Source organism: Rothia uropygioeca (assembly GCF_004136585.1).
GTDB lineage: Bacteria > Actinomycetota > Actinomycetes > Actinomycetales > Micrococcaceae > Rothia.
Genome location: NZ_NOIR01000005.1, coordinates 59082 through 72609 on the forward strand (window position 1 = coordinate 59082; position 13528 = coordinate 72609).

At 62.2% G+C, this 13528-nt stretch carries 6 protein-coding genes and 1 pseudogene; 1 reads left to right on the forward strand and 6 read right to left on the reverse strand.

Annotated features, from left to right (window positions below; translation table 11 throughout):
* Positions 1–13: 13 nt before the first annotated feature.
* The 3 genes from EWR20_RS11935 to EWR20_RS11945 form a co-directional block, all read right to left on the reverse strand.
* Complete coding sequence (locus EWR20_RS11935) at positions 14–1249, reverse strand: alkaline phosphatase family protein (RefSeq protein WP_129360912.1); 1236 nt, start codon at positions 1247–1249, stop codon at positions 14–16.
* Positions 1250–1263: 14 nt separating this feature from the next.
* Positions 1264–1863, reverse strand: a complete 600-nt coding sequence (locus tag EWR20_RS11940; RefSeq protein WP_129360913.1) for a DUF5998 family protein — start codon at positions 1861–1863, stop codon at positions 1264–1266.
* Positions 1864–1993: 130 nt separating this feature from the next.
* Positions 1994–4711: a bifunctional acetate--CoA ligase family protein/GNAT family N-acetyltransferase gene (locus EWR20_RS11945; RefSeq protein WP_129360914.1), complete on the reverse strand. Its 2718-nt coding sequence runs from the start codon at positions 4709–4711 to the stop codon at positions 1994–1996.
* Between the two features lie 85 nt (positions 4712–4796).
* Between EWR20_RS11945 and EWR20_RS11950 the strand changes: the two genes are divergently transcribed.
* Complete coding sequence (locus tag EWR20_RS11950; protein ID WP_129360915.1) at positions 4797–7364, forward strand: DNA gyrase/topoisomerase IV subunit A; 2568 nt, start codon at positions 4797–4799, stop codon at positions 7362–7364.
* On the opposite strand, the pseudogene EWR20_RS12995 reads toward EWR20_RS11950, so the two are convergent.
* The 3 genes and pseudogenes from EWR20_RS12995 to cydC all read right to left on the reverse strand — a co-directional run.
* Positions 7361–8273, reverse strand: a pseudogene (locus EWR20_RS12995) (IS481 family transposase); the annotation flags it as partial. The gene EWR20_RS11950 and the pseudogene EWR20_RS12995 overlap by 4 nt on opposite strands.
* A 371-nt stretch (positions 8274–8644) precedes the next feature.
* Positions 8645–9673, reverse strand: coding sequence for an endonuclease/exonuclease/phosphatase family protein (locus EWR20_RS11965; protein ID WP_129360917.1), 1029 nt, complete (start codon positions 9671–9673; stop codon positions 8645–8647).
* A 111-nt stretch (positions 9674–9784) separates the two neighbouring features.
* Entirely contained in the window at positions 9785–13519 is a 3735-nt protein-coding gene (gene cydC, locus EWR20_RS11970; protein WP_129360918.1) for a thiol reductant ABC exporter subunit CydC, read from the reverse strand.
* Positions 13520–13528 lie beyond the last annotated feature (9 nt).

Sequence of the window (13528 nt, forward strand, 5' to 3'; positions counted from 1 at the left end):
ATGGGCTTAGCCCCTAGCTTCCAGCACCGACCCAGGCCCTGAGGGGAACCGACCGTTCTTCCTCGGTCCACGAACCGTGTTGTCCGACCATCTTGAGTGCCCCTGTGTTGGTGCGCCGCACGTCGTACAGGGCCAGCGAACCGTGTGCGGCAACGATAATGTCCCCGATGCGATGCCTGACTTCGGGCCGTATGCGGTCTCCGAAGTATCCGGCGGAAATCAGCTCCTCCCTGTCGAGGATCCACGCACGATCTCCGAAATGATGAGCCCAGGCTTCGACGAGACGACGACGCACAGCAGCGTCGTCGGGATCCTCGAGATGCAGTTGCACCATTCTCGGCTCACCGGCTGTCAGCCGGACACCAGCCACCAGCTCGGGAATGTTCGAATAGTCCACACGGTCTGCTTCGGGGACATCGACCATTCCGTGATCGGCCGTGAGGAGAATCAAGGTATCGGGGCCAACTCGAGACGAAAGCCTCTTGAGTCCGTGGTCCAGTTCTTCGAGAGCTTCCAGCCAACGCTCCGACGTGCAACCGTGCTTGTGGCCGGTCTGATCCAATTCTCCCCAGTAGAGGTACATGAACGTCGGGTTCCGGGTCTTGAGGATATCCGCTGCTTGGCTCACGCGAGCAAGCGTCGATCCAGCTGCCACGAAGCGGCTCCCGCGCAGCGCCGCCCGGGTCAGAGCGCTGTCTTCGTATGCGGACATGGACACGGTGACGGCGTCTCCGAGACCGTCGATCCGCTCAAAGATTGTCGGATTGGGTTGCCAATGCAGCGGATCCACGGCGGGGTCCCATCCGGAGAGCTGGTTCACGACGACGCCCCGATCAGGATCGACGACGTCGTAGCCGACCATGCCCGTCTGTCCCGTCGGCATGCCTGTTCCGAGTACGGCGAGGGATGCCGCGGTCGTCGACGGCAAGGCGGAATCGAGCTCGCCCAGATCGAGGGATTTCCGGAGATGAGGCGCATGTCCGCCGTGTCGAGAGAGCAAACTGCTCCCCAAACCGTCCACGAGCACCACACACACGTTACGATAAGGCCCTCGTCCTTTGCCGTTTGCGGCAAGGCGCTCGCCGAGGTCCAACGAGTCCGGGAATTCGGTGCTCCGCTCGGACTCCGCGACCGGTCTGTACAGGGACGCCGCCGAGGTCATGAGGTCGGCAATCGATGCCTCCCCGTACCGAGGTGGGGCCGGGAACGCTTGTCCCGTCAGATCCTTACGAGGGTTTTTGCAGCTCATGCCTGGGTCCGACATCAGGAGTGGACGGTTCCGGACAGTGCAGTGTTCGCCCGACGCAGTGCCCGCGCGAATTCTTTGGCATCCTGCACTGCCTGCTGGCCGTCCGCCTCGGCGGAGATGCGCAGGACGACGTCTTCCCTCGCCGCGACGCCGGTGTAGCCGTGGTCGGCGTCGCACTGGGGGTCTGAGCAACCGGCCGGCTGGAGATCGAGGCGATGGCTTCCGGTCCAGGACATCATCAGGGTGACTTCGGCGGCCAGCGCATCAGAGGTGTAGTTCTGCGGTTGCCTGTAGGCATACGAGAGTGTGACCGACGTGAGATTACGAATGGGAACGGTCTCGGTCGAGACGTGGGCGACGACCTGATTTCCGTCTTCGTCCAAGGTTTGGTCATCAACGTGCGTGATCTGAACGATTTCCCCGGCCAAGGCCACCACGGTCACATGGCGGTGAACTTCGGTCTGATCGAAGTGGGTCTCCAAGTGAACCAGGTGTGAGGATGGGATCTGCCCATCCAAGGCATCCCGCACCACGTCGCTGACCAACTGAGGGTAAAATCCCGCGTTGACGATATCGCGGTCTAGGTTCTGCCCGTTGTTTCCTGACTCAGCCATGCACTCGCTTCCGATGGTCTTGTTGACGGCGTGTTGGCCGTCCGGCCCCTATGCAGGGGAATTCCTCGCCCAGATCAGGGCGCTGCATCTATTCTACGACCCGATGCCCTGGCCAGGCAGCCCTCGCCCGTCATGAGCGTGACATCGTCCGACGAGCGCTGTCCGTTCTCTGCTGCGGATTGCCCAGTTTCACGGTGGAATCCAGGACAGTAAGGGTCTGACCGGAAATCATGATCGGGTTGAGTTCGACCAGAGCTATTTCCGGATGTCTGTCCTTGAGCTCGGCTACGCGACGGATGAGGTCTTCGAGGAGGTCCACCCGTACCGGGGGTAATCCATCGTAGCCGAAGAGTTTTCTGGATGCTTTGGGCGATCGTACGAGCTTTTCGACATCTCTCTGGGTCAATGGCGGAACACGGTGCGCCCAGTCGTCCAGCAAGTTGACCGAGTCCCCCGACATGCCGAAGGACACGACCGGACCGAGTAGAGGGTCCTCCATTGCACGAATAACGCAGTTCTGTCCCGTGGGGGCCATACTCTGGACCTCGAGGTCGAAGTCCCCGTACGTGGCCAGCGTGCGTCGCATCAGATCGATGTCCCGTACGAGCGATTCCTGGTCTTCGATTCCGAGCCGCACTCCCCCAAGGTCCAACCGGTGTCGCATGGTCGGATCGATCGCTTTGAGTGCGACGGGATAGCCGAGTTTCTCGGCGGCCTCGCAGGCCTCGTTCTTGGTCTCGAATGGCACCGATTCCAGGACGGCGATTCCGTAGTCGCCCAGCAGTTCGGCGGTTCGACGTGGATCCAGTTCCAGCAGCCCTTCCCCCTGGATCTTGGGTTTGAGCTCCTCGATCTTTTCCTCGACCGCTTTGGCGTTCACGCCCTCAATGTCCTCGACGAAAACGTCTTCCTGTGCACGCCACGCCACGTAATCCATCGCCGCGGCGAGCGCCCCGATGGCCGCCCCCGGGCTCTCGTAGCAAGGAACGCCCGGGTAGTTGAAGGACTCGTCGGCTTCTGCAGCCCGGTATTCGCGGGGGCACGGATAAATTCCGCGCTGATACGGGGTAGGCTCCACGACGCCGGTGAAGGCGGCGAGCACGGGTTTCCCGGTTTCGGCTCCACAATCCGCCAGGACTTCGGTAATTTCGTCCTGCCCGACCAGAGGAGAAGGCAGGAACGAGGCAACAGCTGCGTCGACCTCGGATGAGCGCAATGCCGTGAGCACGGCGTCGCGGATCATGTCCAGGGCATCGATGTCGGGACTGGCAGTGTCGAGCACGTGCTCGGTGTGCTTAGCCTCGACGCCGTGGCTCGTGCAGGCGTCCGCAATGACCTGGCCGAGAGCGAAGGCATTGGAGAAAACCGCGACCCGCCGGCCTCGCGGCAGAGGTTGGGACACGAGCAACTGCGCAATGTCCATGAGGTGTTCGGAGGTTTCGGCTCTGATCACTCCGGATTGGCGGAACATCTCGTTGAGGGCTTCCGGCGGAGCGGAACTCGTGCGGCCTGTATGTCCGGGAGGCAATTGGACACCGGTCACATCCGACTTCGCGACCACGACGGGTTTGCTTCGAGCTAGGCGACGGGCGATCCGGGAGAATTTGCGAGGATTGCCGATAGATTCGAGGTACATGCAGCACGCGGTGGTTTCGCCGTCGTCCTCCCAGTACTGCATCATGTCGTTTCCGGAGACGTCGGCGCGGTTCCCGGCTGAGAGAACCGAAGAGAACCCCAGCTGGCGTCTGCGTGCCGACGTGTACAGCAGCACTCCGATGGCCGCTGATTGACTGAAGAGTCCAAGGCCTCCGGGCTGGGGCCTGGCTTCGCCGAGGGAAGCGTTGAGGTTCACGGCCGGATCCGTGTTGATGAGTCCCAAGGAGGCCGGCCCGATCACGCGCATCCCGGAGCTTCGAGCAGTGCGCACGAGAGCTTGTTGACGAGCCCGCCCTCGCGCACCGTCGTCGGCGTATCCGCCCGTGACGATGCACACGCCGCGTACGCCCTCGCGGCCGCATTCCTCGACAACGCCCGCAACAGCCGAGATCGGCACGGTGATGATCGCGAGGTCGACGGGTTCGGGGACCTCTGCGATGCTTGGGTACGCTTTCATGCCCGCAAGTTCGAAGGCCTCGGGGTTGATCCCGTAGACCGGGCCGGTGAATCCGCCCTCGACGATATTGACGAGGATCTCGTGCCCAACCTGGTTCCAATCACGGGAGGCCCCGATGATCGCGACCGATCTGGGAGCGATCAAGGAGGACACGGATTTCGCTTCGGCACGGTGCTCGCGGGTCGCCATGACCTCTCGTGATTTTTTCGTGGGGTCGATATTGAAATTGACCATGACGACGCCGTCGTCGAATACTCGCGCCACCTCGAACCCGGCCTCCGAGAACACGTTGAGCATTTTTCGGTTCTCCGGAAGCACTTCCGCCGAGAATTTGGTGATACCTCTCTCCAGTCCTGCTGCCGCAAGATGCTCGAGGAGAATCGATCCTATTCCCCGGCCGTGGTGGGCATCCGAGATGAAGAACGCGACTTCCGCCTCGTGGGGATCGTTCGTCCGGTCGTAACGGCCGATGCCTATCATTTCTTGACCGAGCATGATCACGAAAGCTACGCGGTCATGATGGTCGACGGTGGTGAATCGGGCGAGCTCTTTGGCGCTCAAGGACGATTTGTAGGTGAAGAACCGCAAGTAGATGGTTCGTTCCGACTGACGGGAATACATCGCGGCGAGCGCGTCCTGGTCGGTCGGGAGAACGGGACGGAGGTGGGCGGTTGCGCCGTCACGCAACACCACGTCGGCTTCCCAGTGGGAGGGGTAAACATTCTCTTCGGCCATACTCCCAGTCTAGTAGCGCAAGTCACAGGAGCCTATTGTTCTAGACTGGTGAGGCCCAGAACCGTCAGACCGTGAGGATCCATAGATGGCCCCCCGCCGTAAGTCGTCGAATACTCCCGAGGATTTCCCGCTCGACGTCGTCGAGAACATCGTCGATATCGATGTGTCGTCCGAAATGGAAACGAGCTTCCTCGAGTACTCGTATTCGGTGATCTATTCTCGTGCACTTCCGGACGCACGCGACGGTCTCAAACCTGTGCAACGGCGCATTCTCTATATGATGACCCAAATGGGCCTGCGCCCGGATCGGGGTCACGTGAAGTCTGCCCGCGTGGTCGGAGAGGTCATGGGCAAGTTGCATCCTCACGGGGACAGCGCCATCTACGACGCCATGGTTCGGCTAGCGCAGCCTTTCGCGATGCGCCTGCCTTTGGTCGATGGGCACGGCAATTTCGGCTCGGTCGACGACGGTCCCGCGGCTGCCCGTTACACCGAGGCCCGTATGGCACCTGCGTCCCTCGCTCTGACCGGCGATCTGGATGAAGACGTCGTGGATTTCGTGCCCAATTACGACAACCAGTTCACGCAACCGGGTGTCCTTCCCGCGGCATTCCCGAATCTATTGGTCAACGGCTCCTCGGGGATTGCCGTGGGCATGGCAACCAATATGGCCCCGCACAATCTTCGCGAAGTCATTGCGGGAGCCCGGCATTTGATCGAGCAACCGGATGCGACCCTCGATGAGATCATGAGGTTCATTCCTGGTCCGGATCTGCCGACGGGCGGCAAGATCGTCGGGCTAGACGGCATCAAGGATGCGTATGCGACGGGCCGTGGATCCTTCAAAACCCGTGCCAAGGTCAGCATCGAACAGGTCACGGCCCGGAAACAAGGCCTCGTGATCACCGAACTGCCGTATCTGGTGGGCGCGGAGAAAGTCATTGAGAAAATCAAGGACGGTGTCCAGTCCAAGAAGCTCTCAGGCATTTCCGACGTCGTGGATCTCACGGACCGCAAGAACGGCACGCGGCTCGTCGTAGAGCTCAAGAATGGGTTCAATCCCCACGCTGTCTTGCAGTCGTTGTACAAGTACACGCCGCTCGAGGACTCGTTCGGGATCAACAACGTGGCGCTGGTCGACGGCCAGCCCCGGACACTGGGTCTGTTGGACCTGTTGAAGGTTTACGTCGGGCACAGGATCGACGTCGTTCGTCGCCGAACTGCCTTCCGCTTGGGCAAATCCAAGGACCGGTTGCACCTGGTCGAGGGCCTTCTGGTTGCAATTCTCGACATCGATGAAGTCATCGAGATCATTCGCTCCTCGGATCAGACGGCTCAGGCACGAGAGCGACTGATGATGGTCTTCGACCTGAGCGAGGCCCAAGCCAATCACATCCTGGAATTGCGTCTGCGCCAATTGACCAAGTTCTCCCGCATCGAGCTGGAAACCGAGCGGGACGAACTCCGCGCGAAAATCGAAGAACTCGAGTCGATCCTCGCTTCCGATGCCAAATTGCGCGGCGTGGTCTCGGACGAGCTGGCCGAGGTCGCCGAACGCTACGGAACGGATCGCCGCACCGAGTTGGCTGGCTCGGACGATCTGGCGAAGTTGGCCTCCGCGGTGACCGATTCGGGAGCGAAAACTGCAAAGAAGGGGCTGGGTCTTGCTCTGGAGATAGCGGACGACCCGTGTTGGGTCGCGCTCTCCACGTCAGGTCAGCTCGGGCGAACTCCGGGTGGGCCCGGCGGCAGGGAGTCCTTCGAGGACCCCGGGAAACGGATCAAGCACGATGCCCTGCGTTCTTTGGTGCCGGCGACTGCCCGGGGCGAGATCGGGGCCGTCCTCTCCTCGGGACGAATGGTCCGCGTCAATGTCATGGACATACCGCAGCTAGAGCTCTCCGGAAGTGCACCGAACCTCGGCACTGGTGTTCAGGTCAAGGACTTCCTGACCTTGGAAAAGGGCGAGTCGTTGGTCGGCCTCGCGCCACTCAATCAAGTCATCGCGCTCGGTACGGCGCAAGGCGTCGTCAAGCGCGTCAATCCGGACTACCCGTTGAACAGGGACGACTGGCCCGTCATTTCGCTCAAGGACGGCGACGAGCTGGTGGGAGTCACGCATGCATCGAATGATGACAATCTGGTTTTCATCACTCGCGAGGCCAAGCTTCTATCCTTCGACGCGGCCAAGGTCCGCCCGCAGGGTCGTACCGCAGGAGGTGTCGCGGGAATCAAATTGGCCGAAGGAGACCGCGTTCTGTATTTCGGCGCCATCGCACCGGGCGAGCCCGCTGTCGTCGTGACGGTTTCCGATTCGGGCGAAGCGCTGCCGGGGACTGTGGCCGGGTCGGCGAAGATCACCGAATTCAGTGAGTACCCGTCCAAGGGGCGAGCCACAGGTGGTGTACGTGCCCACCGTTTCCTCAAGGGCGAGTCGGTCCTTCGGCTTGCGTGGGCCGGCAGGGGTCCGGCCAAGGCCGTCTCAGCGGCCGGCGTCTCCCGGTCCTTGCCGACCGAATACGGTACCCGCGACGGCTCGGGGGTTCAGCTCTCACAGTCGATCGATGCCATCGGACCAGCCCTCGGATCCGGTGCAGAAGACGGTTCGGTGCGAGACGACACCGATGATTCGGTCGACATCACGGCTAGCTAGTTGTACCGATCGGGGATGTTGATTAAACGTGTCAAGGACGCGGCTGATTGCCGCAAGCTGAGTGTGGGCGGTGCTGGTTGTAGTGATGCAACCAGGCATTGATCGCGTCGCGCCGTTCCTGCACTGACCTGTAGCAGCGGGAATAGGCCCAACCGTCCGCCTGGGCCCGGTGGAGGCGTTCCACTGTGCCAGTCGTCTGTGGCTGGTATGGGCGTGTCCATCCCGAACGGATAGTTAGGGATTCACAGGAGTCGCGCCGAAGGCGCGAACGGTAGGTACTGCCATTGTCTGAGATAACACGCTCGACGGTGACGCCACGTCCGGCGAACCAGTCGACGGCCCGGTGCATAACCCCGACCGCAGTGACTGCGGTCTCATCATCATGCACCTCTGTATAGGCAACGCGGGGGCGCTCGTCGAGGACATTGTGCGCAAAGGCGTAACCGAGATTGGGGTTGTGTCACTTGCTCTTCTGCTTGTCAGGCGTCACTGACCGATTCTTCTCCCCTTGCCCGCGGCCGGAATATCGCCATCCACCTCCGTCAGGGATGTTTTCGAGATTCTTCACATCGACGTGCACGAGCGATCCTGGATGGTCATGCTCATGGCCTCGGATGGGCTCGGCCGTGGCGAGGTCGGTGTAGGAGAGTCGATTGAGCCGCGCGGTGCGCAGAATCCGATACACAGTGGACGGGGCAATGCCGAGCCGAGCGGCGAGCTGAACCGGCCCCTCCCTCAACCGTTTTCGCTGGCTCACGCGCCGTTTTGTTGCTGCCTTCCGCGTTTTGTTCGGCGAGATTCCGGGTTGCGATGAGTGGTCTGATCATGGCCTCCCCCAGCGAGATACCTTCCGACCCATCTCTTGACGGGTGGCCATGAAACTTGAACGCGGGCTGCCACCTCAGCAATGTCTCGTAGGGCGACCCAGCTCGTCGGGGAGTCGAGTGGCAGCACGGTCCGGAGCCGCCCGGTCTTGATCGATGCCAGGTCCAACAACAAATTCGTGAAGAAGAAACCACACACAGGTGGGTGACATCCACATCGCAGGCGTCGAGGGCGACCTCTGTCTCTGCGAGGCCTGCGATCTCGCGCGGGTCGCATGATCCGCGAGTCTTCCCATGGGCCTCAATCGAGGATTGGCTCACAAGCAACTTCGGAGCACGCGACGAACACTCAACTAATGTCCCCGGTCAGTACGGCTAGTACCAGGGGCATTGCGCCGGCGGGGCTCGCATGGGGCGCGGCGGACAAGCCCGAGTACACCGGCTTCGGTGCGGCCGCTAGTATCGCAGGGTTGCTGTCACTGGCACGTGGTCCGAGGGACCCGTAAGTGACATGACTTTGCCGTCTTCCACTCGGACGGCCCCATTGACCACGATGTGGTCGATCTGAGTTCTGGCCCACGCAGGGGCAGCGCTCGGCCAGGTTCCGGTGGACACGCCCGATGACGGAAGCGCATCCGAGCATCCTTCACGCGAGGGAATGCTCGCCATGTGGCCGTGCCACGGATTGGCGTTGTAGTCACCCGCGGCGATGACGGGGCGTTCACGTTCGTGACGAGGAGAGCACACGGCATCGAGAACGTTCCCGACATCCGAGTCCCACAGGTCCATCCAATTCGGAACGGGACTAGCGGTGTGCACACCGAGGATGACCGGTTTTCGGGAATTCTGGTCGCGCGGTTCTACGGTCAATGTGCCCAATGTGGTCTCCGCTCCGTCCCGGACCTGGTACCGCCCCATGTTCTTCGAGATCATGACCGTCGTCGGGGAAACCCCGGCTTTGGTTTCGGTTGCAAAGATTTGGTATCGCCCGCCCTTGCCCAGTTGAGCCAGGTGAGTCTCGAGCGGCCCCGTACTCGCCTCCGGCAGGACCACGACCTCCGGGTCGTCGACGACGAGGTCCCGGAGATCATTCAAGTTCAGCTCGTCATGGACGTTCCAGCTCACCACGGAGAGGGTTTCGCCCTCGGACGGGCCCGTCTGCGACTCGGATACCGGATTGGCAGCCAAGACCACGCAAACCGCCGAGACCAGGATGCCGAGTAGGGGTGTCACATTGACGGTGCGGCGATCGTGCGAGAGAAATCGGGATGTCCAGCCGAGCAGCGCCCACATCAAGAACAAGAGCCCCATGGCGCAACCGACAAGCACTGGGAAGGCCAAGATCTGGCCGAAGACGAGTCGGGTGGTCCACGGTGCGGCGATCCCGATGCCCTGCACCGCCAGCCACGGAGTCACCAGCACGAACACCAGGTACAGCGGAGGGAGCAGAAATACGACCGAAGCAAGCTTGAGGCCTTTGCGCATGTGCTGTGGTGCTCCTTCGAAGAGGCCGAGCTGTTCGAGTGAATGGTCCGATTCCCCGTCCACTCAGGCGATTTGGGCGCCCGGCGTGCGGCTCAGCCACGACGTACCGGGCTACCGGCCCGAGTCGCCCTCGAGAGAAATGACGGAGCGACAATGCACGAGATCGGTGGGCCGATGCGAAATGACTATCGTACCCGGAGCGTCGGTACCCGATGTTGAAGTGCGCGTGGCTCGGTCCAGTTCCTCAATGAGAGATAACGCGGCCTCTTCGTCGAGATGCGCGGTCGGCTCGTCCACCAGAAGAAACGGCGCTTCAGTCAGAAGGGCTCGCGCCATCGCGAGGCGCTGCCGCTGCCCTCCGGAGAGCATTGAGCCTCCAGCGCCAACGCGAGTCTCCAACCCGAATTCCCATGAGTCGAGGAGAGGCCCCAGACCTACACGGCGCATGACGGATTTGAGTTCTTCATCGGACGGAGCGGCCCTCCGCGGGCGGGCGAGAGACAAGTTCCCCCGGATGGTCGAGTCGAAAATATAGGCGTCCTGTGGGCACCATGCCGAGGCCCCGCGGAGTCTCTGGGAGGTCACCTGTTCCGAGTCGACGCGGATTTCACCGCTCTCGGGAGTCAGGAATCCGAGCAGTATCGCAAGGGTGGTTGTTTTTCCGGAACCGGAGGGACCGGTGATCCCCAGGGTTGAGCCACGGCGGACCTGACCGGACAGTCCGTTGACCGCGGGACGGTCCATTCCTGGCCATCGTGCCGAGAGATTGTCGAGGGTCAGGGCCTGCGCGCCCATCAGACTCTTCTCAGAGGATTCTGCCTCATCACTCTCTTCCACTGTGTACGCCGACCCACGAGACGTGGTGACCAGCCCGCGACGGATCTTGGCTACGAGGCGCGAAAAAGTCGGCCACGAACGGATGGCATCAATGGCTTGGGTCGAGGGCTCGACGAGTGCCGTGCACAGGAGGACCGGGATCGCGGCCATCGGAGCGCTGATGTCCCCGTTGGTCACAGGACCCCACGCGAGAGCGGCAGTGCCCAGCGCCGTTGCCCACCACGTCGCGAGCGTAAGCCCGTTGCCCAGGCCGGTTGCGACGGCGGATCGTCGGGAGGCTCGCAGAGCTATGTGGTCCTGGCGCGTGAGTGTCGACAACACGGCGTTGCTCAGACGATTGCCCCTGAGGTCTTCGGAAGATTCCATGGCCCCGAGAGCGCCTCGCAGCGTTCGCTCACTGGATGTACGGCTCACGGTGTCCGCATGCCGGTCAGCAACGAGGACGATCCAAGGGATGATCACTGAGGTCACGAACGCGGCAACGGCAACCAACCACGCGGCGGACGGCACGGTCCAGGCCGTAGCCGCCACGGCTGCGATCATCGTGGGGACGATCGTGGCGATGGGCAGCAGGACTCGTGGCATGGCGTCGCGCAATTCGTCGACATCACCGACGAGCCGGTCCAAAAAAGTTCCTCCTCGCAACAGCGAGCGGAGGCTGAGTGCCGACTCCCCCATCGAGTTCCAGGCATTCATGCGCAAGCGGTTCGCGGCGCGCAGCACGATGTCGTGCGTGAGCAACCGCTCGAGGTAACGGAATACGGCACGTCCCAGACCGAAGAATCTGACGCCCACGATCGCGACCATCAGATACATCATCCCCGGCTGCTGCGAAGCCCGAACGATCAACCACCCCGAAAGCGCCGTGAGTGATGCCCCGAAAGCGACTGTCAGAAAGGACAGGCCCACGGAGCCCAATGCTTGGCGCCAGCGCACGCCGGTTGCGCGCCGGACCGTCGCCAAGGTCTCCCGGATGCCGTAAGCCTCGACGTCTTCACGCTCCTCGTCTCCGTCAACGATCGGTTTTTCAGTGCCAGGTCGGCGGGAGGCGACCCGCACCGATGCCGGCTCTCCTCCCGAGCGCACTCGGGATCCGAGGCTCTCATCCTGCCTGGAGGAATGATCCCGTTGGGCGATCCGACCGTTTCTGTCCAAGACGATCCGCCCCGCGCCGGGAGGGGCCGTGGAAACGTCGTGAGTCACCCACAGGATCGTGGCTCCCGCCTCCGAGAGTTCCCGCAACGCGCCGGTGACTTTGCCGGCTGCCTCCGCATCAAGATGAGCGGTCGGTTCGTCGACCAGGATCAGTTGACCGGTCTTGGACTCCCCCGAATCCGTGCGATCGGACAGCTGGACCCTTGAAGCAGCCAGGACCCGTGCGATGGCCAGACGGCGTGCTTGCCCGGCGGACAACGCTGTTGGCGCGATGCTCCCCAATTCCTCGAGACCTACCGATCGCAGAGCGGCACAGATGACGGGAGACCATTCGGATCGGAGCCTTTCACCCTTCGGGCTTTGGTCCGGTCCTCGTTCGGCTTCGAAGTCGCGGAGCCATATCTCGGCGTCTTCGGGATCGGCGTAAAGACCTACCTCGTCGGCCGCGGTCGAGGCCAGGAATTGGGGAGACTGTCCGATCCACGCCACCGCATCCGGCGTCGAGATGCTCCCGCTCATGGTTGGCCCTTGCGCGTTGGGTTCGACCCGCTCAGCGCGTGTCAGATCGCCCATGGCCTTGAGCAAGGTGGTTTTTCCGCTTCCGGAGGGGCCGGTGAGGAGGGTCGTCGTCCCAGGGGCGAGTGTGAAGGAAACGTCCCTGAGAACCTGACCACGGTCCGGGTATCCGACGGTCAGCCGGTCCACGGATACGGAACCGAGGCTGTGCTTGGTCACCACGGATCGGCCGACGGGCTCGTCGAGGATTTCTGCAGAACGACGAAGGGCTTCCACGCCGTCCTGTGATTGGTGGAAAGCCGTTCCGACGTCGCGGAGGGGCTGAAAACATTCCGGGGCGAGCAGGAGGACCAGCAACGCGGTATCGAGGCCGATCTGACCGTGGACGAGCCGCAGTCCGATGAACACCGCGACCAATGCAACCGAGATCGTCGTGATGAGCTCGAGGGCAAGAGAAGACTGGAAAGCCGATCGCAACGTCGTCATCGTCCGGCGGCGGTATTGTTCGCCCAGTTCGGAGAGCGCTTGGGCTTGTGCTTTCTCCCGTTTGAGCCCGAACAGAACCGGCAGTCCGCGGGAGAGCTCCACAATATGTTGCGACAGCCGAAGCAACTGCGACTGCGCTTCTCGTGTATCGTTCTGTGTCGTCTTCCCGATCAAGATCATGAAAATCGGGACCAGCGGCAGCGTGAGGACGAGGACCAGTGCACTCAACGGGTCCACGCAGAGGACCACGACCAACAGGATCGCAGGAACCACGCCCGTAGAGACCAAGGCAGTGATGGTTTTGACGTAATAATCGTCCAGGGCATCGAGGCCTCTCGATACCAGGATTGCAATGGCGCCGTCGCCTGTTGCTTCCCTGCCCGAGGAAGAAGCCCTAGGGGCGGAGAGAACACGTTCGAGCAGCCCTCGCCGAATGGTGGATTTCGTTTCCGTAGCGGCTCTTTGCGAGACGACGGACAGCCCCCAATCAGCGAGGGCACGAAGTACAAGCGATGACAGCCCGACCGCGACCGTGCCCCAGGACCAGGCTCCTCCGTCCCCACCGATCAACCAGTGCGGGAACAGTCCGTCCACGCCAGCCGACTTGGAACCCACAAAATCGGCCCAGCCCGAAGACGCCTCGCTGCCATGCCCGTGCGAGATCGCGTCGAAGGCGGCCTTCGCCAGGGCCGCAAGCAGTGAACCCACGGCCGCGGCGAATCCCACCAGGCCGACTGCCCTGAGGACGCTGACGACCCCAAGCACTGGGATGATCCGGCGAGCGTGAGGACCCAGCGGCGGAGGCTGACTCTTCCGACGCTGAGCCCTCGATTTCTTGGGGTGTGTGCTCAATGAGTTGAT

Coding starts and splice junctions, on each gene's coding strand:
- EWR20_RS11935 (WP_129360912.1), bottom strand. CDS start 1,249: ATGAGCTGCAAAAACCCTCGTAAGGATCTGACGGGACAAGCGTTCCCG.
- EWR20_RS11940 (WP_129360913.1), bottom strand. CDS start 1,863: ATGGCTGAGTCAGGAAACAACGGGCAGAACCTAGACCGCGATATCGTC.
- EWR20_RS11945 (WP_129360914.1), bottom strand. CDS start 4,711: ATGGCCGAAGAGAATGTTTACCCCTCCCACTGGGAAGCCGACGTGGTG.
- EWR20_RS11950 (WP_129360915.1), top strand. CDS start 4,797: ATGGCCCCCCGCCGTAAGTCGTCGAATACTCCCGAGGATTTCCCGCTC.
- EWR20_RS11965 (WP_129360917.1), bottom strand. CDS start 9,673: ATGCGCAAAGGCCTCAAGCTTGCTTCGGTCGTATTTCTGCTCCCTCCG.